A 22,269-nucleotide genomic window follows, 5' to 3' on the forward strand; every position below is an offset into this window, starting at 1 on the left:
TATCAGCCCCCCCCGAATATTTCGGTCAGAGGTGCAGGATCGGAGGATGTCACCGGCCCCGGGGCATTGACGCTGTTCGCCGCGGCGAGGGACTGGACTGCTCGTACCGGCTGGGCAGAGATGATGTCCGGCGCCTGAATGGGCATGTCGGATGGCGTGGAGGCGAGCGCCATCGCACGCCCTGGCTGAGTAGCCATGACGACCGCCAGCGTAAGCAGCGCGCGCAGGCCCTCGGGCAACAAGCGAAGCCGATCGGCAAGATCGCCGTCCAGAACGGAAGCGATTTTGTCTACGAATATGGGCAGTGAACCGATGGGATCGGACGGCGGGTTCAGGGTGGTGGTGGGAGGCATGGTGCCAAGCTCGGCCAGCCGGCTGTTCAGTTGCCGGCGAAGCAGCATGGCCAGTCGCAGCGCATGTGCCTCTGGCAGGAGGTGCAGCAATGCCGGCTCCGTCATCAACAGGCGTAACAACAGGATTGTCGCGCGTGCCGGCTCGCGCTGCAGCCATCGCTCGATTATCCCGGCCGGATCAATCTCTTCGGCCCACCATGGCATGGCGGCCTGCGTTGCGCGTGCGCGCAATATGGCGCATTCGGCGTCCCATATATCGTCATAAACCGCATCCTCACTGGAGGCGGCCGCCGCCTGCGGCCGTGCCCGCACGGCGGGCAGTTCGGCAAGAATGGCCGAGACGATCGCCTGTGCCCATGCTGCGGCGATCGCGTCGGCCTTGGCATCGGCTGCGATCTGCAGGTTGACCTGCAGCGTTCCGATCGCGATCGCAAGATCACCATGCGATAGTGTCAGCGCGCCGGGGAGCAGAGCCTCAACTTGGGCAGGTAGGCGTACCGCAGCTTGCGCCAGCTGTGCGTCGAGCGTGGCTGCGCTTGCCACATCGTCACAAACGGCATGGATATGGGCGTGTCGAATGATCGTATCGACGCTCATGTCGACCGCCGTACCAGATTGCCGGCAATGATCTGCCGGGCGATGCCGGTTCGGGTAGCCCCCAGGATATTGGTGACGGTTTCAGCACGATCGAGGAAGCGGGTGGCCTGCGCACTGGTACCACCGGCTGTGCGGGCTGCCTTGACGGCTGCAGCAGGGTCCTCATGCGCCGTTAAGGCGTCGGCCAGCGCCTTGGAAACCAGGCCGGTCGGCGCAGGCTTGCTGAAGGCCTCGGCCGCATCGGCCGATTCGGTGATCCGGGCCTTGACCATTGCCTTGATCTTGGCGAGGGCCTCTGTCCCGCCGACCAATGCCGCCGCGTCATCGGGTGATCGGGCGAGCAGTTCGCCCACTGTCAGATCGGCAGGGACCGTGTCTGGCATGTCCTTGCCCAGATTCTGGAGTGGCAGCGCATTGGTCGCATCGCGCATTTCAGCATAGATTGTGGCGCCGGCTGCGCTCGAAAATATTGGAGGCGGCGCAATTTTGTCCGAAAATGCGCCGGCGTTGGTGGCTGCAAGCGGAGACAGCACTGCCGGTTCGGTCGCGATGGATTTGACCAGCGCTTCGGTCGCCGCGGGCGGCTGGATAGCGCCGAACATCTGCAATATCTCGAAATCGGGATATGTGGCCGCGAAGCTGTCGGTCACTTGGTATAACGCCGCTTGGCGCCGCTCGGTCGCGTTGGGAATGGTCGATAGCAGCTTGCGATCCTGGGCCTCGACGGCTTCGCCGAAGGCCTTGGCGCGTTCGGGCGATGCGAGATCGGGGGCCACCACCGGCAGCGCCTGACGCAAGGTCGCGGTAAAGGCAGGATATTGTGCGACGGCGGCGGCGAGCTGCCGCTTCTCGGCGGGCTGGCCGGCGATGGCATCGGCTCGTTCCTTGACGGTCACCAACCGCCGTGTTTCGGTCGTCTTCGTTGGCGCAAAGACCTGGGAAACGAGCTGGATCATTTCCCAGAGGGTCAGCAACAGGTCCAACAGGACCATGCGCTGCTTGACATAGACGGTGAAATGGCGCGGCAGCATGTGAAGGTCGGCCCGTTGCGCGAGCGCCGCCATCGACCGTGCGTTAAGCTGCAGCGCTGCAGCGGCGGCATCGATCTGCCAGTCCGCCAGTTGCGACATGGCATCCTCTTCGACCACGCCCAGGATCGGATGCGTGCGTTCCAGGCCTTGGAGCGGCACGACCAGCTTCACCACCTCGATCGTGCGATTGGCCAGCTTATCCGCGCCGAACAACAAGATTAGCCGCAGCAGACGTCCGGTGCGGGTCAAGGGATTGCTGCCGATTGCGTCGATGCGCTCGGACACTGGCGCTGGCAGCCGATCGATATTGATGGGATCCTTGTCGAAGACGTTGGTCAGATCTTCCAGGATATCGTCGTCGTGCAACGCGACGGTGGCATAGGCCAGAACGTTGGTGCGCTTGAAATAGGAAAGGCCTTGTTCCACCGCCGATCCGACCAGGCCCGATACGAGCAGGTTTTGCAGGCCAGCCGCCGCCAGATATTTGTCGAGTGTCTCGATGCCAGTGATGGCCTCGCCCCGTGGCAGGGCAGGATCGATGGGGAGAAAGCCGATCGGCGGAATATGACGGAACCCGCGATCGAACAGGTTGACGTTCATCAGGCGCTCATCCCGGATCAGCGGTGCGACCTCGAGGCTTTCGGAAAGCATGCACTGAAATTGGTGAATACGCGCCCAGCCCGCCGATCGCGGTGGTGCGCCGAAACGGGTGCGATGCGTTTCTTCCCCTGGTGTCGCGACGATCGTTCGCCGCGGGATCCATGGATCGACGAAGCGGGCGCTATGCTCATCAGCAAGATAGACCATGGCAAGTGCGATCGCACCGGGATCGTGCCGCCATGGATTGGTCGGGCCGCAGAACCGGTGATCGGTTGCGAAGGGCGGGTCCCAGCGCTTGATCAGCGAATGTTCAAACACGTCGAAATAATAAGCGGACAGGACACCGCGCAGGTCCCAGGGTGTGCGAACCAGATCGCTGGCCGGTACATCAACCGGAAAGCGGACCAGCGATAATCCGAAACCGCTGGTCCAACTGTCGCTTTCACAGGTGACGGGCTGAGCGCCTCCACATATGTCGCCATAGATTTTGGCGCTTCCGCTCGCCTTTTCGGCCGCCTCTATGATCAGCAGATAGGGGCCGGGCCGGATCGCCGGTCCGCCACCCTGGGGGCCGTCCGGTTCCGGAGCGAGACAGATGCAGGGGGCGAATTCGGTCTTGCCGGGGACGACCCGGCGCGGCCTGCGCCGGTGCAGGGTCACCAGGTCGGCGAGCGTGAAACGGAATGACTGGGGTACAAGGATCGGGCGCCCGATCATGTCGAACGCCAGACCCGGTGTCAGGATGATCTCGCGCTCTGCGGAAAAGGCCCATTGCATCCTTTGGTCATAGGGCGATGCGTTGAGCCCATCGGCTTCCAAGCCTAATCCATAGGCAATGCCGGGCGCCAGCATCTGGGCGTCGAGACGAGCGCGCTGATCGAAATAGCTATCCTGTCGGCGCAATGCCTCGGCGGTGAGGAACCGGCCGTTGAACCAGTTGGTGCGGTTCAGGCTGTTCCAGCCCTCCACGTCGCCCCCTGGTGCGACGGGTAGGCCGGCAGGGCCGATGCCGATACCGGCCAGCTTTCCGATCTCCCCTTCCTCGGCGATGGTCAGGGCTGCATGGCCATAGAGCTTCTTGGCCAGCGCGCTGAGAAGCGTAGCATTCGCCGTTTCGGATATCTCAGTGCCACTCATCTCATGCCTCCTCAGGCTGGCGAGAATGTCGCGATCCGTACGGCATCATGGCCGCGTCCGGGGGGTGGGGTGGGGTCGTCGGCGAAGCCGGCGAGCGGATGACCGTCGAGATCCAGTATGGGTTGGGCGCCTCCGCCGGAGAGCGCGATTTGCCACAGGGTGTCGCCGGTCCAGTCTTCGCCCAATGTCAGCGTGAGAACCGCGCCTGTGATATTGCTGCTCGCCGGCGTCAGTTCGGTCCATCCGGCTGTCGGATCGAAGCGCAGAATACGGACGCTGTCGGGCGTGATCGACAGGGGTTGCAAGGGCGCAGAGAAAGTGACTGCGACACTGATCGCCGTGCCGTCCGAAGCGGCAATGGCCGATAGCGCGCGAAAATGTGCCGCTGCTGCGGGGGCTGCTGGCCCGACAAGGCGTGTCCCCAAGGCTATCTCTGCGATCGACTGCACGGGCGGCAGCAGCGCGCGGACGCTGCTGTCCAGTGCCACGACTGTCGTGCGGTCATCGATCGTTTCGAGGTCGACCGTTGCCAGCAACAGCTTTGTATCTTCTGCATGGGCATATAATCGAGCCAGAGCCGGGGGCACATTCGTCAGCAGTGCCTGCATACGGGTACGCAGCGCGGGCGGCTCATCTATCCGTGTCCAGTCGCGGACGGTTTCAAAGGGATCTTCGGGTGCCGCCGGCTCCAGGCAGAGGCGATAACTGTCCAAGACCCGGCTCCAGGCCAAAGCGTTGTCGGCATCGGAACAAGGGGCGGCGATGGCGGGTGTCTGGGCGGTCAGGCAGGCGCGATAGCTGAGCACGACATAACAGCGGCGGCGATCGACCGGGCTGGATGACGGCGCTGCATCCGCGTCCGCGTCCACCTCCGCCGGAGATGGCGCCTCTCCTTCCTCCGACGGCGGCGGGTTGACCGCGGCCGGACTGGGTGAAAGGCTAGCCCAGAAGGATGCGTTGGCGGCGAGGCCCGTTATGTCGAGGCAGACGGCCTCTGGAACATAGATTTCCCGGCCCAGCGCATCGATCGCCAGCCCCGCCGTGCAGCGCAGTTCGGTAGCAGGCGGATCGATTGTCTGCCGCGCCACGATATCCAGGCCCGCCACCACACCGGTGCCGTGGAGCAAGGCATTTCGCAGCCGTGCGCGCAGCAGGTGATATTTCTGCTCCGCCGTGAAATCCTCTGCACCCAGTAACTGGCCATAGGAGTAGCGCACCCGGGTGAAGGGATCGCCGGGCAAGGCGGGATCGGTCCCTTCGATCGGGGCAAATGTGGCGGCGTCGACAACTTCGGTCATGCAAGATCCCCAATCGTCTCGCGTTGAGCCTGGCCAATGCGTGTGCCTGGGCGAATTCCGAATTCAGTCTGGTGGCGGCCAAGCGTCTCTGTCCGCCCAAGCACGGCAGTGCCGAGCACACCCGGCTCGAAACAGGATACTGCGCCGAGCCGGGTAAGGCCGACCATGCTGGCTCGATCAAGTCTGTACCCGGCATCGATCCAGCAGAGGCGGTGGATCGTATGTGCGGGCTTGCTGGCGGCTATGGCATCCTCGATCACGGCCGCCAGGACATCGTTTCGGTGGCGCGAGAGGATGACGGTGAATCGGTGCGCAAAACGGCGAACGAAGCGAGCCAGCGGGTCGCTTTCGATCGGGAAGGGAATGTCGCCAGCCGGACAGGCCGCGTTGCCGGCGGCGGTACGACGAAGTTGAAGGGCCAGATGGCTGGCGAGCAGGGCCTGATCGGCGGCATCGTCCGGTGTGGCCATTGCGCCGTCTTCATCGCCGATCTGGAACGCCGCGCCGATGGCGTTTCCGTCGGCGCCGATAAAGGGCAGGGACCGCCGCCGCAGGCGAAATCCCTCGATAATCTGTACAGGTCCGCCGGTTAGTATTTCGAGTAGGCGTGTGAGCCCCGGCATCGTCCCTCGCCGTCGGTAGAGCCATGTGGTTTCCGCTAGCAATTGCCGCCGCACGGCTTCGTCGATCCGTTGGTCGAAGGCGAGCGCGACATGGCTGGCGAGCCAGTCTAGCGCTTCGGGCGGGACCAGCCGGGGGTCGGCGCAATGCCGCAGCGCCGTGATACGGGCATCAAGCTCGGTATAGTTGCCCTCGAACAGAGCGAGCGCGCGATCGGTCGCATCAGCGGCCAAAGGATCGGCACGCCAATAGGCGGGTAGCAGATCGAGCAGCGAGGGCCGTTGATGGGTAGCGCGGACAGCGAAGATCGCGGGACTGCGTCGTTCTGTACCGAATAGCCTTAGCCTCAGCCACAGATAGCGACCGGGCGGTGCCTTGATCAGCCCCTCCAGCGTCGCTTGGGGCCATCGTGTTGGGGCATCGGAACGCGCGGCGGCCAGTTCATCCCCGGACGGCCGCACGATATGCGCCGGCGGGTCGGGAATATCCGCCATCGCGCTACGCAGATCGAGCGTGCCGATCGGGTGCCATATGCCCGGATCATTGTCGGTGCTCCCCAGGGGAGGCCAGGGATCATCGCTCGGGATGGGCACAGCGGTGCCCCCCGCTATGTCTGCCGGCGGGTGGGGTGCGCGCCAGAGGATGCGGGGTGGCAGGTCGTCGGATGTGCGGGCTTCAACCTCTATCCGCGTAGCCGCAGGCAAGCAGACATCGAGAAAGACACGATGCCAGGCACAGGCGAAGATGTTGCTGTCGAGCGCGAAGGTTTCGACCATGCCTTCGGTGGCACCGGGCGCCTGGTCGGGATAGAGGCGTCGCGCGCCGGTCGCGGTGCTGGCGTACAGCGCATGACCATCGCGCCACAGCGCGCGTCCGTCGAATCCCCGGACGGCGAGTGCGCCCTCTTCGACCAGCCCATCGGCCGGGTCTATCCGGCAGAGGATGAAGCGTGTCTCGACAGGACTGCCCGGTACGCCGCGCGGTTCCCCGATCAGCACATGGCCGTCGCCGGTCACGAGCAGGAATGCTGGCCGGAGCAGTTCGGGAATGGCGAGGACGACAAGGGTGTCGCGCCGCAATATTGCGAGCCGCGCACCAGGCAACAGGGCGATGATGAGGTCCGTCTCCGGATCGGCTGCCAAGGCCTGGACATCGCCGGGCAACGCGATCTGCTGCCACAGGCCGCCAAAGGGCTGGACCAGAAGGCGCCGTCCCTCCGCGACTGCCACCCCCCAACTGCAGGCGACGATGGATGATCCCTGTACATTCCCGGCAGGCAGGAAATTGTCGAGCAGTTGCAGGCCGGGCGACAAGATGAGCAGCCGACCGGTCCGGTCGAGCAGCCAGATGCGTCCGACAGGATCGCGTGCCAAATCGCGTATGGCGAGCGGTGAGCTGTCGGTGATCGGCGCCGCAAAATCAAACGGCCCCTCGGACAGGGGCGCAGGCATTCGCGCCAGCGTCGGCAGCGATACCCAGCCCGTGCTGGCTAGGGTGAAGAGCCTGCCTGATGGATCGACAAGCATCACCGTGCCGTCGGCGCACAGGTCAGGTGGACAATCGATGCGTATGGCGGCGCCACGTACCAACGACCAGGGAGCCGGATCAGCGCCTTCGCCTTGCGGCTTGGAATTTGGTCCCAACAATATGCGCGCAGGCGATTCGGAAATGCGCGTGGCATGATGATCGCATCGACGCCACATGTCATAACCCGTCAGATGGGCAAAGCTGGGCTGGCGCATGCTCAGCACTCCTCCTGTTCGACCGGCACGGGCATGCCCTTTGGCGGTGTAGGGGGCGGTGGTGTCAGCGGAGGGGCCACGGCATTGGCGCCTATGGCGATCTCGACGGTCCTGATAACGGGCAATTGCCAGGCCCGCATGGGCACGGCGGCACTGGCCGGCGTCGCAAGGCCGGCCGCATCTATCGCCTCGCCCTGCACCACGGTTTCATTGACCAGGCGGACGCCTTGCACTCGCAATGCCGCCGCCTCCGCATCGCGGTCGCGTACGATCCGGCCAAATGGCCAGCCGCTGCCGTCGGGACCATAGGGGGGCAGTGGCGCGAAATGCTGTCGCAGGGCGAGTTCGACCCAGTGGCGCAGCGTTTCTTCGCCGGTACCCGGCTCAGGCTCGACCGCGACCGCGATGTCGACCGGCACATAGGTGGGGGGCGTCACATATAGCTCGGTTGTGATCAGCCGGCGCGGCTCGAGCCACGCACAGACCCGGCGCAGCATATCCTTGTCCGGGGTCGGCGTATCCGGCGTGATCGGGTCATAGGCTGGCAATATGATCAGCGTCACTACGCCGGCGATGCCATCGACACGCTCATGCGGCTTGTGGCGTGGCAGCACATGGGCGCGCCCTACTGCGGTACCAGGCGTTTCCAGTGCGAGGTCGACGAAATCTTCGGCGCAGACGGCACGATCGCCATGGCGCAATATCTTGGGAATGCGGGCCTGCGCCTCGGCTGGGGTCTCCGCATCCTGGCCCCCCTCGGCCGGCAATGGGTTGATGGCGCGCAATGAAGCACCGCGTACCCGCGTAATGGCGCCGGCGCCGACATTGCCGCGCACGCCGCCGCCATAGCGATAGCCTAATGTACGTATGGCCTCGCCGGGCAGCGGCATGCGTCCATGAACGCCATCGCCAAATGTGACGGTTCCGTCGGAATCCAGCGCGTAAACCGGATCGTCGGGGCCTGCCAGGGCCAGACTCTCTGCCCGTGTCCAGGTCGTCCATCCCGCACTGCTGCGGAGCTGCAGAATGGCGGTCTCGACGATTACAGGCGATCGGGACAGTCTGACATTCTGACCCGCCCGCCCGCTTCCTGCGCCCAATATTTCCGCAGCTGCGGTCACGGCCTGTTCGGCGATCACCATGTTGACGTCGATCAGCCGCACGCGCAGCGGCGGATCGGCAGGATCTACGCGGCTGATGCGTATCCAGGCGACGATTCGCTCGGCCAGCCTGGGATCATCGATCCGTGGCGGCAGATCGCCGACGCCCAGCAGATCCGGATCGGGCGTCTCGAAACTGTCGGCCGTCCAGTCGCCCAGGCGTGGGGCGCCGTTGCCGTCCATATCGGGCAAGCGCAGTCGCAGCGTGCCGGAATGGGCAAAGCCGTCCGTCTCGTCGGACGCGGCTGAAAGCCTTAGAAAGGATAGCGTATCCACGCGCTTTTGGGGCGATGTGAAACGGCCGGTGCCGATATCATATCGTACCGGAAAGCGGGTTTCGGCGGTGGTGCCGGAATCCGGACAGCGCTTGTGGTCGGTCGGGCCGCACAGTGCATCGTCGGTGCGGATGCCGATACTGATCTGCTTGCCCGAAATGCGTTGGCGTACCAGGTCCACGGCTACATCTTTGGGGGCCAGCAGGCACAACCATAGCATGCCGTCCACGCTGCCGCCGGTGGATGTGGCGGGGGGCAGTGCCCCGCCGATCGGCGCGGGAAGCGGGGTTGCCATATAGCGCGTGAGCGCGGGGACGCTGGCCATGTGCAGATGATCCTGCAGCAAGCTGGTCACGCTGTCTTCGCCAGGAAGGGGATCGCCGGTGAAGGGAGCCTTGATCCACGCCATGGCCTCTACCGGCAGCACGCTGATTTCGCCGGTCGGCTGGAAGAATATGTCGCCAGCGCCCAGTTGAATGCGTGGGGCCACCGGCGAAAAGTCGGGCGTGACGGGATCGGCGATGCCTTTGGGCAGATCGAGCCGGACCAGGGCGCGTGCCACCTGCGCGGCGCGCGGGGGTACGTCCAGCAATGCCAGGAAGGCCAGACGCTGGGCTTCGGGAACGCGATTGAGACGATAAAGAAGATTGTCGCCGAGGAAGGCAAATAGTTCGATCAGAGCGATGCCGGGGTCGCCGGCATTATGATCGGTCCATTCGGGGGCATGGACGGGGATGCGGCGGATCAGCTCCGCGCGAAGATCGTCATAGCTGCGATCATCCAGGCGAGGCGGGCGCAGGGTCATGCCACGCTCTGGAGATAGAAGGGAAAGACCATGTTGCGCGGGCCGGGATCGGCGCGCAGCGAATAGGTGATGGCGATCCGTAACAGCGTGGGGGTACGTGGATCGGGCGCGGTGACGGATATGCTGGCGAGTTGAACACGTGGTTCGTGACGCTGGATCGCCTCCTCTATGGCGCGCCTTATCTCCGCCCGCGTTTCGACCGAATTGGGCTGAAACAGGAAGCGGCGCAGTCCAGCGCCATAGGTCGGCCGGCCGATGCGTTCACCTGGCTCGGTCAACAGCAGCGCGCGCAGCGCCTGATCGACGGCGTCGGCACCCATGATCCAGTCCCAGCCGGTGGCCGTGACGAGCGGAAATCTGACCCCCCTGCCCAGTTGTGCAAATGATATGGCCATGGTCAGCCTCCCTTCTTGGGTGCCGGTACGGGCAGGCAGAATTTGAGGAACAGCATCCAGGCAAAGCCGGGGATGGCGATCAGGATCGAAAAGATGATCGAGAACAGAACGAAGGCGCAGATCGTGACGACCGGAATGCCGAAGCTGCAGATCCAGCCTATGCCCCAGGCACGCCGGGTGTCCTGTGGCGTCGCACCGACGCTGACGGCCGAATTGCGCGGTGTGATGAAGAAGGAATAGGGGCGCGCCCTTGCCTTGGCGATACGGGGAATGTCCCGGATCAGGCGGGGAATATCCGGCATCTGGATCGTCACCGGCCGGGCACCCAATATGTCCGTCGGTTCGGCGATGGTGAAGGGTTCGGTGCGATTGGTCCAGATGATCTGATCCGGCTCGCAATCGCTACGGCCACTGATCCGGGCGAAGGCCCAGGCGGCATAAATGCTGTCATGGTCGAACCGCAGGCGTTTGACCCGGCTGCGTGCGCGGGCCTCGCGCCGCATGGCCGGCAGGCCCGCCGCCGCAATATAGCTGTCTGCCACGGCATCCTTCATCGCGTCGAATTGAGCCGTCGCCGGCATCGGGCCGGGAAACAGCAACAGTCCGCTGGCAGGCTGCTCAAACAGATCCAGCCCCGCCGCGCGCAGTCGCGGCACTGCCGTTCCGGCGACGCCGAAATAGGCGGCCAGTTGCGGACCGGCGATTGCACCTGCGCGGCGTTCGATCATCGCGGGAAAGGCGCTGCCGGCCGCGCTGCCGGCTTCCTCGATCGGGCCGTACATGGTTTCGAGTGCCAGGCCTGCCTTATGGACATCATATGCCAATGTGCTGCCGTTGATGCTGGTATCGAGTGTCGGGAAGTCGGGCGCTATATCCGCCGGGTTGCGGACTTCGTTGAGTCCGAGCAGTATCTCGATCTCCGCACCCGCGCTGCTCGCGGTCGCCCGGGGCAGCATGTAGCTTTGGCCATCGATGATCTGAGGGGCGCTGCCCAGCAGTGCGACATGCTTGATCTGCGCCTGATCCAGCAATGTGGTCAGCAACGCGATCCGACACCGGCGCAGGCGCAGCAGGGCGAGCGCCAGCAGCGCGCGTGCCTCTGCATCCTCCCCCGATGCGCCATGGGGGGCGGTCGGTCGATCAGCCAGCGCATGCAGACGGGCGATGACAAGGACGTTCCAAGGCCCTGCCAGCAGGTTGGCGAGATTGGGCGGCAGGATGTCGAAGGCGGCGCGTGGCGCCGCCTGGTTACCGCCGCTGGCCCAGAAGATGTCGGCGGCCGCTGGGGGCGCGCCATCGACGTCGCTCGGGGCAAGCAGCGACCAGGTTCGCCGCAACGCAGCCTGGAGCATGGCCGACAGGCCGGAATCGGGATCGAAGCCTTCGCTGCCGATCGTGCTGCGCGCCATGGCGATTGCGGCTGTGCTGGGCCGTGGCGGCAGCAGGGTCAGGTTGAGCAGATTGCGTAATGCGGGGCGCAGGCGCTGGCGGATATCGTCCGGATCTGCCCAGGCGGTGGCCAGCGTGACGCGGGCATTGTCGGCCAATGCCTGCGCCATGTCCGCGCTGCTCATGCCCGGCTCTTCATCGACCGCCTGCTCGGCAGCGGAAAAAACCGGAATGAGGCCGGCCAGCGTCAGCGCCGGCCCAGTGTCGGGCAAGGCGGCCAGTGGAGCACGGTCAAGCATCGGCATCGGTGCCGTGGCGGGCAGGCCTAGGCGGGCGCGTATCTCTGCATCATGGCCATCCCATGCGGCTGTTGCGATCGCGTCCGGGTCGGCAGGCAGGCCGCCCTTCAGCGCGAACCACAGTCCGCGCTTGCCGTCCGTCGTGACCCAGTCTTCCCAGTGTTCGCCTTCGCTGTCCCTGACAAGCCGTCGCACGACGATGCCGGCGCTCTTCAGCCGGCTCCGCGTCACGCGAGGCAGGCCGGGGCGATGGCAGACGAGGTCGCAGGCCAGATAGGTGAAGCGCAGATGCAGCGGCAGATAAAGCTTGCGCAGCCAGGCCGGGCCGGACGGGGCGGTTGGCACGCCGTCCGGGTCGATGTCGGCCCCCGCATCCGGCTCGATCGCAAGCGGCAGACCCCGCCGGATTGCAACCGGATCATAGCGGGGGTTACCGTTCGCCGCGATCATGCCCGATGGCGGTTCAGCCCAGTCGCGCCAAGCCAGCAGCGACGGCAGGGGCGCCGCGCCGGCCACCAGCGCGGTCAGGTCCTCGACGAAATGATCGCCCTCGAAAGACAGGAGAGGCGGTACGTCGTCGGGATGGGGCGAAGTGCCCGGCATGCGCAGAAAGGATGGCATGCCGGCGAACAGCATTTCGCGCGTATAGCGCGGTGCCGCCGGCACGATCAGCCGCCGGCGCGGCGCCAGGACGCCACTCACCATATGTTCCCCGCTCCCGGCGTGTAGCTTGCCGAAATTACGCTGTTGGTGATGACCGTGTCGGCCTGCACTACGCCGGAAAAGCGAGACAGCGGGGCATCGACCTGCACCATCCCGGCGGTCACCTTCAACATGGCCGGTGCGCTTATCTCGACCTGTGCATTGGCGGTCATCTTGATGTTGCCGGCCGCATCGAATTCGATCCTGGCACCATTGGAATGGGACAGGGTGATCGTCCCGCCGGCGGCGTCGTCCAGCGTCAGATGGTGGCCGCCCTGCGTCTCAAGCTGGACCTTTTCGCTGCCGCTGGTGTCGTCGAATGTCAGCACATGTCCGCTGCGGGAGGTGATGCTGCGGATATTATTATCCGCATCCATGGTTTCGGGCGGCGTATCATGGCCGTTCCACAGGGCACCGATCACGACCGGGCGGCGCGGGTCGCCTCCGACGAACACGACCAGCACTTCATCGCCGGGCTCGGGAATGAACCATGTACCCCGGTCGCCGCCCGCCATCATCGTCGCCAGCCTGGCCCAGGGCTGGGCGTCAGGCCCGTCGTCGCCATTGACCATCGGCAATTCGATTCGGATGCGGCCCTGTCCATCCGGGTCCTGAACGTCGCGGACCTGGGCCGGATAGACCCCATAGAGTCGGGGGTGCGGGTCGGCCATGGGAACCATGGTGCCAGGATCGCCGGGCATCATGCCGGTATGCCCAGCATGGCACGCGATGCCTCGAAATGGGTGCGATAGCCCTGCACCATGTCGAAGACATGGCGGACGGCAGTGAGCTGATATGTGCCGGAAAAGAGCGGCCCCAGCTCGACCAGTTCGACCCTACGCCCGACGCGGAGTTCCGGGTTGCCATTGGCGACGCCGCGACCGCGCACAAATTGCCGCGCGCGCGCCTTCATCCGGGATTCGGCCAGACTGCGTGCCTCTTCGGGCGTAGCGGGCATCGCATCATGGACATCTTCTGCCGCATCGGGCCATAATTGGCCCAGCAGCTCCGGTCCGGTGCGGCCCTGGGTTCCGTCGCCGACCTGCTGGGCAATATCCGCGCCAGCGCTTTCGTGGATCGCCTCCTTCTGCGCGACGTCCCAGCCATGAACATGGACAGCCGTACGTTGGTGCGCCAGATCCGCCATGACGGTGAAGCGGATCAATTCATTGTAGCTGCTCATGGCAATAGGGGGAGCCACGAAACTGTCGCGGGCCGCCACGATCAGGTCGCGATCGTCGAGCCGGAGGATCGCATCAGCCGCTGCCGCCCGTTCGCGCATAAGCGCCAGATCGCTCTGATTGACCTGCCAGTGCTGGATATGGGCCGGGCCGGCGATGCCATTGTCTGGGATCCAGGATGTCTCGGTGGCAACCTCGCCGATGATATCGGCATCGTTGCTTCGCTCGAACAGGCGGGTGCGACGCCGGATTCGGGCGCGAGCCAGGCCGTCTTCGGCATGGATGATCAATTCGGGTTCGCGCGCCTCGGGAAAGGCGCCGCCGATGGCCATAACAAAACCCTTGAAGATACTGATCGGGTTCTCGCTCATGGTGAAGCTGATTTCGATGCTGCGTCCAAGGTCGATGCTGCGTCCATCGAAATGCAGGAAATCGACCGCTTCGCCGGGGTGCGGATGATCCAGGTTGAGGAATACCGCTTCCAGCGTCGCCAGGCCCTGATCGGTTTCCGCGACCTCCAGTCGGAAACAGGTCCGCTCCAAAAGGTCCGATGCCGTTCCATCGATGGTGAAGCGGGGGCGGCCCGTGACAAGAAAATCTGCCTCGGCCATCAATATTCTACCGCGGTCCGACGATAGCGCTCCATTTCCTCCGCGATCAGTTCGCGGACGATGGCGCGCAATTCCTCGATCTGGACCTCCTCGGCCGGAGCCGATGCGGGGCCGGCCTGGTCTCCCCCCCTGCTGCCGGGGGCCGGATCGACACTGATCTCGGTCGACATCTGATTGATGGTCACGGGCATTAACGGCCTCCCCCACAACAATGACGGCAACCGCAGTCCCCGGCGGAACGGTCGTGGCGCGGTTGAGCCATGGCGACCGCTGCACCCGAAGAAAGGGCGCCTTCCCAACGTGGGCGCCGCTCCTGGGCAGTCGCGTTGCTGATCGGAACCGATCGACGGCCGAACATCGCCGGCTGCTCGATCTGCGCGCGCGCAATGATGGGCGGGGGGGAACCCTGGATGGCGGCTGGGCGCATATCCGCATCGGGCGAGCCAAAGGCATTGCGGGCGGCGAGCACTCTGCCGGCCAGTTTCGCCGCCGTGCTGCCGGCGGCTGGGCCGTCTGGTGCCCAGGCCGATGGCGGCGGTGTGATGCCGGCGTTGCTTTGGGCAGGCCCGCTGCTGCCTGGCATTTTCAGGCCGGACAGGCCAGCGTCGCCCTGGCCGATGCCACTGCTCGCAATCACCGCGCCAGGGCCGAATACAGACAGGGCCGCCTCCGCATCAAGGCGAATGCCTGCCTGGAGCGACAGGCCAAGATCGCCGTCGAGGCCCAGCGATCCCGCGAATGATGCAGACAGGCTGACGGACGCGGCAGCCGACAGCGACAGGTCGAAGTCGCCGCCGATGCCCGATCCCGGCGCGCCCGGCCCGCCGAACAGGCTGTCCTGGCCAGCGGCAGCGGCGGCGGTTCGCGCTGATGCGGAAGGCGGTGCCGCTGCCTGCCGGGCCAATTCGCCGGCATCGACCGAATAGGCGAAATCCTGTTCGCTGATCGTGATCTGCACCTTGCTGCGCAGGGGCGTGCCGTTAGGCGAAAAGAAATCGAAACTTTCCTGATAGGATGTAATGATCCCATCGAAGACGATCATGCCCCATTGGAAGCGGACCCGTCGGGGCGATTTTTCCTTGGCCGCCTTGTCTCCACCCGGCACGGCATTGGCCAGCAGGTCGGCGATGGGCTTGGTCCGTTTGCGGACGTCGAGCGCATCATCGTCGTTGCGGTCCTCCGCACGGACATCGTCGGCGGTTCGTGGACGGGAAGTGTCGAATATAGCTTCAAAACTCAAGGTGGCCGCCGATGCGCCAACACTCTGTACCTGACCCCGACCTTTGCGTGCCTTGTCCTGCTGCTGCCCGCTGCTGACCTTGAGCGTCAAGGTTTCCGGGTTGAAGTCGAACCGGGTCATCTTGTCGGTCTGTGGCGTCGTGCCCTTCTCGTCGAAGGGGGTCAGCCGGGCGCGGGTGAGCTGTTCCGTCATGCGTCCTGCCTCCACCAGCCCTCATGGACGATGTGCAGTTCCTCGATCGGCACGTCCCGTGCGTCTCCGGCATTGAGGTCGGCGGTCTTCACCTTGGATGCAAAGCCATTGACGAAGCGGAACTCGGCGGCGTCCTCTTCCGCCGGGTTGGGACCACGCACGAAGACGGAACCGGAAATATAGGGAAGCGGATAGCCGCCTTGCGTGCAGCGGCGGATCCAGTGCCAGAAGCCGGGATCGAGTGACAAGCCGCGCTTCAGCACCAGCGGCACGGTCGTCGTCTTGCCGGGAAGCTGGCGCGGGCCGGCATGATAGCCGCCCTCGCGGAACGTCACCGGCTCGATGGCGATCTCCAATCCCGCCACTTCGCTGAACGCACCCTTGGGATTTTCCGTCGTGCCCTGCACCAGTGCTTCGTCGCCACCCAGGCCCGACAGCACCAGCTCGACGCGGAAATTATGGCGCGTCAGCAGCGTCATGCCGTCACCTCCATGCGCGGATCGTCGGCACCATGGCGCACCAGGTTGAACAGCAGGAATTCGGACGGCACCGCCGGCGCGACCCCGACCAGCATGATCGCGCGTCCAAAATCCAGGTCGCTCTGGGCCATCGTGCTGCGGTCGCACCGTATGAAGAAACTGTCGCTGGCCCGTCCGCCCGCCAATGCGCCAGCATCGAGCAGTGCCAGCAGGCGCCTTTCGGCGGTGCGGATCATCGCCCGCCACAAGGCGCCGTCATTGGGTTCAAACGGCGCCCAGGCCAGGTCGATGGCAAGCTGCAGAGCTAGCCAGTCTAGCAGCCGCCGCACGCTGATATGGGTCCATTCCGCGTCAAACGCGGTGGTGCGGCTGCCCATCAGTTGCAGCCCTTTTTCCGTGGCCCGGATCTGGTCGATCCGTTCCTCGTGCAGGAAGCCGGGGCCGGGGAGGCCCGCGTCGCCGGCCAGCGCAAAAATGCCATGCAGAGTGGTCGCGCCCGGTGATGCGAACACCCCGACATCCCGTTCTGCGCGGGCGATCAGGCCCGCGACCGCCGCAGCGGGGGGAACCGCTACGCCATCGGCGTTGTCGATGCGCAGCCAGGGGGTAAACAGCGCTGCGCGGGGCGATGCCAGCGCGCGGCGCCAGGCGATGATCTCGCCGCTGGACAGGCCGGTGGGCAGGTCGAGCAGCGCCATGCGGCGGCCATGCGCCTCGCAATGTCGGACGAAGCGCAACTGTGCCGCGCCCAGTTCCGCGCGCGAATCGGCGCCCAGCTTCGGGTAAAGCAGGGGGGATGCGGCCAGGGGAGCGGGCTGATGCAGGCAGGGTCCGAAACAGGTTTCTGCCGGGGGCGCAGCCAGCGCAATATCCGCCTCTCTCTGCGGGGGATGGACCAGGTCGGGCAGAGCGACGAGCGCGACCGGCGCGGTTTCGCTGCGCTCGTCCCATAGTGTCAGCGCATCCAGCGCATCGATGAAATGATCGCGCGTGGTTGTCCCGGCCGCGTCGAAGCCGCGATCGTCGTCCTCCAGCGTGCGGGCATCGAAGAAAAGCCCGTCGGGCGCCAGCATCAGGGCCAATGACGGCATCAGAACATGATCGATCAGGCTCGGGTCGGGCCGCAGAAATTGCGAGCCGTACGGGGCATCGACATCGCCCGGCGCCAGCTTTTCGACCAGGGCCGCGCGGTCCAGAAGATATGGCAAATGGTCCGGGTGGAAGGGATGCAGCGCTGCGTCGGACCAGCTTTCAACCAGACTGTCATTCAATGCGATGTCGAGTTGGAGGGTCAGCGCCTCCGTCGCCGACAGGCGGATTTCCTCCACTGTGGGCGCGACAGGCGGATCGATCAGGATGGCCGTCAGTCCGCCCGTCGGCCGACCCACGTCGACGATATGGCGCACCATGTCGGGCGGGTCACCGGCCAGCGTGATGGTTGTGCCGGCCACCGCGCGGTCCATCGGGGCCAACAGCGTGCCGTCGGTCCATGGCGGCATCCCGATCGCGCGGCGCAGTGGCAGGATACGCCGATTGACCCGCAACCGCAGCGACAGCCGGTTCGCCCAACTGCCGGCCGACCGGGCAGAGACCGCCGCCAGCGGGCCAAGGCCTGGCAGCAGCAAGCGGGCGGCCCGCGCCTGGTCTGGATCGACGACCCGTATGAACAGGCATTGGCGGCCGCCATTCTCGAAGAAAAGCCGGACGGCCAGCGGCCCCTGCAGTCCCTCGATGGGCGCGCCAAATGCCGCCTGGAAGGCCGGCCAGGATTGCAGCGGAACCGGAATGCCGACAGGGCCACGCTCGGCCAGACCGACAAAGGCAGCCATGTCCAACCGCACCTGCTTTCGCTGTTCCGCGCCTGCCTGCACTTCATAGACGCCGGGGGGCAGGCCGGCGCGCCAGCGCGCTCCGGTATAGGCGTTGCCAGTCAGGGGAAGGGGCGTGGCCATGCTTCCCTCCCTCACTCGTAAGCGATGTCTTCGCAGACCAGGACCAACTCCTCCATGGCCACGTCGGAGGCGCCCTTGGCGGCGAGTGTCGGGCCGGTCCATTTCTGTGGCCGGGCATTGGTGAGCTTCCATGTCGCGACGGTTGCCGTGCGATCCTCGCTCATCAGTTCGATCACCACGCTCGCCTTGGCGGCCAGAACGCCCTCTTTCGCGGCCTTGACCCATTGAAACAGGTCGAGTGCGGCGACCAGGCCCCGTTTCAAGGTGATGTCGCCGGTCTTGTTCATCAGCGGGATCTTGCGCACATGATTGGCGGGGTCCGTGCCGGTGCGATAATCGGCATGGGTGATTTCCGCGCTCATGCCCGACACATCGGAAAAGGCAGCCTTGATCTCCGCACCGGTGCCCGGTGTGATCGTGACGCGGAAGTTGAACGGCCCATATGGGTCTTCACGGGTGATGGCCATGTCCTTGTCCTCCCCCTCAGATGATGCTGGCTTCGGCCGTCCACTGGCCGATGCGGAAGATCACGAATTCGGCAGGCTTGGTCGGTGCCACGCCGATCAGGCAGACCAGTCGGCCATTATCCAGATCATTCTGACTCATGGTCGTTCGGTCGCACCGCACGAAATAGGCCTGTTCGGGCTTGGTCCCCATCAGTGCGCCGCTGCGCCAGCTATCGTATAGGAACGCTTCGATCGTCAGCCTGATCTTGAGCCAGAGCTGTTCGTTGTTCGGCTCGAACACCGCCCATTGGGTTCCGCGGTCGATCGAATGTTCCAGATAGATGAACAGGCGACGGACATTCACATAGATCCATTCCGGATCGCTGCTGATCGTCCGGGCACCCCAGACCAGGTTGCCCCGCCCCTCGAAGCTGCGCAGGCAATTGATGCCTTCGGGATTAAGCACATCCTGCACGCCCTTGGTGATGGCCGTGGAAAAGCGCAGCGCGCCGCGCACGACTTCGTTTGCGGGTGCCTTGTGGACCCCCCGGCTGATGTCGGACCGGGCATAGATGCCGCATATCGCGCCCTCCGGCGACAGGGTGACCACGTCACGAGGGGCGCTGGGCGAGGCATTGGGCACGACCAGCCAGGGATGGTAGAGCGCTGCATATTTGGAGTCATGATCGGCGCGGGCTTCGCGGATCACGGCTGGATCGGCGGTCCGTTCGGCAGCCAGCACGGCGAAGCGATATTTGAGCAACTCGCAATGGGTGATCAATGCGTCGCGGACCGACTGACGTTCATCCTCGGTCTCAAGTGCTGCCGAACCCGGCGCGGCGACGATGGCGATGTCGTCAATCTCCGCCAGGGCTTCCAGGCCAGTTGCGCTGTCGCCGGTGCCCCCGCCGCGATATTCGATGAGGCCCGGGGTGGCCCCATCGTTGCCGCCGGCCAGGGTGAAGGCCGCGCCATCGATCAGCGCGCGCAACAAGGTTCCGGCGAAATCGGCACGCGCGGCTGGTATGTCGGGCAGCGGTGCCGGCAAGCTCAAGAAGATACGGTTGGAATTGTCCGCCGGTGGCGTGATTCCGTTCAGCGGATCGGCGGTGCGCAACACCCGCCCCACGAACAGTTCGCTGTCGGGATGGGGCGACAGGCCAGCAATCTGGTCGACCCGGCTGCCGGTTGATCCATCGCCATTGGGTTCGACCGTCAGGGTCAGCGCGATCTTCTGCACGATCGTCGTTGCCGACAGCGTAACGCTGCCACCCGCAGAGGTCAGCGTCGGCCGCCCGGTCTGGTCGAAGGAGACCGCCGCCAGGTCGGTCGGCACCGATGACAGCGCCTCGCCTGGACCACTCGCCCCCGCCGGCGCGACCAGCCGCTGCTTCACACTGGCCGACACCTCCACCACATCCCCTGGGCGCACGCCGGTCAGGGTAAACTGGCCGCCTTGGCTGACACATAGATTGCCGCTGCGTACCGCCTGGATCCGGATCCGGACATTGCCCGCGAGCCCCGGGAAGCGGGCGGAGATCGACACCGGACCAGCGCTGGTCAGGATGGCCGGTGAAGTTGCGATGAAATCGGCAGGTGGATTGCCGCCCAGCCCAAAGATTCGGGCGATGTAGACGCGCGCGCCACCATTTTCGAAGAAGAGTTGCACCGCGCGCGCCATATGGTTGATGGTTGGTACGCCGCCGATCAGCAGGTCCGCGTCGTCGCCGAAATAGCGCTGATACTCCTCGAAGCTGGTGACCAGGACCGGCGTGCCTTCGACCGGTCCGAAGCGGCATGCCCCCACAAAACCGGTGGTCGAGGTGGAAACGCCCTCGATCGATTTTGCCCGATAGCTGGTTTCCTCGACATAAACACCCGGAGCAAGATATTCTGGCATGGGTCTGGCCTCCTATTCGGGATCAGGGCAGCAAGTGGATATCCCAGCGGCTTCGCGCCGCCGCCTGCACCGGCAGCGGCGCGGATCGGGGCGCCCCGCCGGCCGGGACGAGCGCGAAGGCGCGCGGGATGAAGGGGGAGCCGATTGCGTCGGGATCGAGCGTATCGAGATCGGCGGGCAGGGCGGAAACGAACCGCGGCATCGTCCGCAACGCGGACGTCAGTGCGGTGCCGGGCACATGGACGCGTATCGCCCGGTCGAAAACGGATGTCAGCGTGAACGGGTCGGTCCGCTCGGCCGGCAGCGCCAATATATAGGTGCCGCTGCGGTCTGCATGGGTGACGATGCGGGTCGATGCCACGCTGTCGATCATGATGCGGGTAAGTGGCACGGGCGTCCCGTCCATCTCGCGTACCACCCCCCAAAGGATGGTCAGACCCGGCGTTGCCGGTGCACTGATAGTGGGGCGCAGGGCAATATCGGCGATCCATGCGGGGCGACCGTCCGGTCCTGGCGGGTCGACCGGGGGCGTACCGCCGGCCGTTGCTGCGGCAAGGATCGCGGATCGATCGGGCACGATGATGTCCCGTGCCGCCGGGAACCAGCGGCCCGCCGGATCGGTTACCTCGATCCGCGCGGACCCCGGCCGTAGTTTCAGAAAGCCATAGATGCCGGTTTCGACATGGAACCGGGCATGCTCGGCGCTATTCTGGACGTGCACATGCAGCCCAGCGATCGTCGGCCCGGCCAGTGGCTGATACTCCGCCACATAGCGCAACGGTCGCACCGCCAACCGGCCGACCGCAACGATGCGATCGGGCGCCCGGCCATTGGCCCAGTCGATGGCGCGCTCGGCTATCATTCCGGCCGACCTTCGGCAAAGACGAGACTGCGCATATTGGTCATTGGCGCATCCTGTTCGATGCGCGGTGCCAGCCTCACGGCACGCACGACATAGCCGACCGACAGCTGATAGTCGGCGTTCATCGCATCCCAGACGCGCATCAGTTCGTCGGTTGCCAGGGGTTCCAGCGTGATCTTGAGCGCGTCGTCGCTTTCCCACCCATAGGCGTCCGACAGCAACGGCCCTGCCAGGACCGCGTTGCGGTCCAGAATATCCATGCACTGGCCCAGCATGACATGCTCGCCGAGTGCCGACTGCTTGCCCCAGACAACCAGTAAATAGCGCAGTTCTAGCACCATGGCTGTTCGCCGCGGTGCCATCGGATTGGCCTGGGGCAATGGGGCGTGTCGCCTGTTCGGATCGCTCTCAACCCGATATAAGATCAGCGCTATTTGATTTTCGAGGGTGGAGCTGACATCTCGAGGCGACAGAACAAAGATGGAATAATCACCAAGATTATTCCCCTCCCTGAGGCGAGACTCAAGTAGATCCTTGATAGATTGGCTGCACCCAGCAATTGACACAAAGCGGCCTTTCCGGAAGTTGTGCTTCCCGATTGCGTGCTTTTAATTGTCATTATTTGGTCAACCCGACTGCAATGATAGCCATTGCTGCAAATGATTCATAGCGCAACCCGACGCAATTTGCGAACGCTTCGTCCTGACAGGAAGAGTAGGGGTAAGCAGCAAATGCCCGGAGGCACCCTGATATCGCCGCTCTCGGCAGAGCGCCGGATCGGAGCAAGCCTATTCGCCAACAGGGCCGCAAATACCTTGTCCGGTCAGGAAAACCGGGCAAGAAAAAACCGCCGTTTCCGGCGGTTTTTGGCTTCCATTCCAGAAGGAAGGAAATGGTGCCCAGAAGAGGACTCGAACCTCCACGACCTTGCGATCGCCAGCACCTGAAGCTGGTGCGTCTACCAATTCCGCCATCTGGGCACGGGGTAGGAGGGCGCCTCTA

At 64.9% G+C, this 22,269-nt stretch carries 17 protein-coding genes and 1 tRNA gene; all 18 read right to left on the reverse strand.

Annotated elements, in window-relative coordinates:
- Positions 1–2 precede the first annotated feature (2 nt).
- Positions 3–950, reverse strand: a complete 948-nt coding sequence (locus PMI04_RS00680; RefSeq protein ID WP_283184832.1) for a hypothetical protein — start codon at positions 948–950, stop codon at positions 3–5.
- On the reverse strand, positions 947–3,718 hold the full coding sequence (locus PMI04_RS00685; protein WP_007705092.1) for a hypothetical protein: 2,772 nt from the start codon (positions 3,716–3,718) through the stop codon (positions 947–949). Before PMI04_RS00685 ends, PMI04_RS00680 begins: the two co-directional genes overlap by 4 nt.
- An 11-nt stretch (positions 3,719–3,729) precedes the next feature.
- A complete protein-coding gene (locus tag PMI04_RS00690) occupies positions 3,730–5,016 on the reverse strand; it encodes a hypothetical protein (protein WP_007705094.1) in 1,287 nt (428 codons plus the stop codon).
- The gene (locus PMI04_RS00695; protein ID WP_007705096.1) at positions 5,013–7,379 is read right to left on the reverse strand and encodes a phage tail protein; all 2,367 of its coding nucleotides are present in this window, start codon (positions 7,377–7,379) and stop codon (positions 5,013–5,015) included. Before PMI04_RS00695 ends, PMI04_RS00690 begins: the two co-directional genes overlap by 4 nt.
- Positions 7,380–7,381: 2 nt before the next feature.
- On the reverse strand, positions 7,382–9,619 hold the full coding sequence (locus PMI04_RS00700; protein WP_007705098.1) for a putative baseplate assembly protein: 2,238 nt from the start codon (positions 9,617–9,619) through the stop codon (positions 7,382–7,384).
- Positions 9,616–10,014 carry a GPW/gp25 family protein gene (locus tag PMI04_RS00705; protein WP_007705100.1) on the reverse strand — a complete coding sequence of 133 codons (399 nt, stop codon included), beginning with the start codon at positions 10,012–10,014 and terminating at the stop codon, positions 9,616–9,618. Before PMI04_RS00705 ends, PMI04_RS00700 begins: the two co-directional genes overlap by 4 nt.
- 2 nt (positions 10,015–10,016) lie before the next feature.
- Entirely contained in the window at positions 10,017–12,407 is a 2,391-nt protein-coding gene (locus tag PMI04_RS00710) for a hypothetical protein (protein ID WP_007705103.1), read from the reverse strand.
- Positions 12,401–13,075, reverse strand: a complete 675-nt coding sequence (locus tag PMI04_RS00715; protein WP_238535871.1) for a phage baseplate assembly protein V — start codon at positions 13,073–13,075, stop codon at positions 12,401–12,403. The genes PMI04_RS00710 and PMI04_RS00715 overlap by 7 nt, the downstream gene beginning before the upstream one ends.
- A 29-nt stretch (positions 13,076–13,104) precedes the next feature.
- On the reverse strand, positions 13,105–14,196 hold the full coding sequence (locus PMI04_RS00720; RefSeq protein WP_007705105.1) for a contractile injection system protein, VgrG/Pvc8 family: 1,092 nt from the start codon (positions 14,194–14,196) through the stop codon (positions 13,105–13,107).
- A complete protein-coding gene (locus PMI04_RS00725) occupies positions 14,196–14,387 on the reverse strand; it encodes a DUF5908 family protein (RefSeq protein ID WP_007705106.1) in 192 nt (63 codons plus the stop codon). The genes PMI04_RS00720 and PMI04_RS00725 overlap by 1 nt, the downstream gene beginning before the upstream one ends.
- A complete protein-coding gene (locus PMI04_RS00730; protein WP_007705107.1) occupies positions 14,387–15,628 on the reverse strand; it encodes a hypothetical protein in 1,242 nt (413 codons plus the stop codon). The genes PMI04_RS00725 and PMI04_RS00730 overlap by 1 nt, the downstream gene beginning before the upstream one ends.
- Positions 15,625–16,107 (reverse strand): phage tail protein, encoded by a 483-nt coding sequence (locus PMI04_RS00735; protein WP_007705110.1) that lies wholly within the window; start codon positions 16,105–16,107, stop codon positions 15,625–15,627. The genes PMI04_RS00730 and PMI04_RS00735 overlap by 4 nt, the downstream gene beginning before the upstream one ends.
- Positions 16,104–18,059: a hypothetical protein gene (locus PMI04_RS00740; protein ID WP_283184833.1), complete on the reverse strand. Its 1,956-nt coding sequence runs from the start codon at positions 18,057–18,059 to the stop codon at positions 16,104–16,106. The genes PMI04_RS00735 and PMI04_RS00740 overlap by 4 nt, the downstream gene beginning before the upstream one ends.
- 11 nt (positions 18,060–18,070) lie before the next feature.
- The gene (locus tag PMI04_RS00745; RefSeq protein ID WP_007705880.1) at positions 18,071–18,526 is read right to left on the reverse strand and encodes a phage tail protein; all 456 of its coding nucleotides are present in this window, start codon (positions 18,524–18,526) and stop codon (positions 18,071–18,073) included.
- A 16-nt stretch (positions 18,527–18,542) separates the two neighbouring features.
- Complete coding sequence (locus tag PMI04_RS00750) at positions 18,543–20,405, reverse strand: phage tail sheath subtilisin-like domain-containing protein (RefSeq protein ID WP_007705879.1); 1,863 nt, start codon at positions 20,403–20,405, stop codon at positions 18,543–18,545.
- Between the two features lie 22 nt (positions 20,406–20,427).
- Positions 20,428–21,267 carry a hypothetical protein gene (locus tag PMI04_RS00755; protein ID WP_007705876.1) on the reverse strand — a complete coding sequence of 280 codons (840 nt, stop codon included), beginning with the start codon at positions 21,265–21,267 and terminating at the stop codon, positions 20,428–20,430.
- Positions 21,264–21,833 (reverse strand): DUF4255 domain-containing protein, encoded by a 570-nt coding sequence (locus PMI04_RS00760; RefSeq protein ID WP_157178074.1) that lies wholly within the window; start codon positions 21,831–21,833, stop codon positions 21,264–21,266. The genes PMI04_RS00755 and PMI04_RS00760 overlap by 4 nt, the downstream gene beginning before the upstream one ends.
- Before the next feature lie 327 nt (positions 21,834–22,160).
- Positions 22,161–22,247 (reverse strand) — tRNA-Leu (locus tag PMI04_RS00765).
- Positions 22,248–22,269: the final 22 nt, after the last annotated feature.

The organism is Sphingobium sp. AP49 (genome assembly GCF_000281715.2).
In the GTDB taxonomy this organism is placed as follows: Bacteria; Pseudomonadota; Alphaproteobacteria; order Sphingomonadales; family Sphingomonadaceae; genus Sphingobium.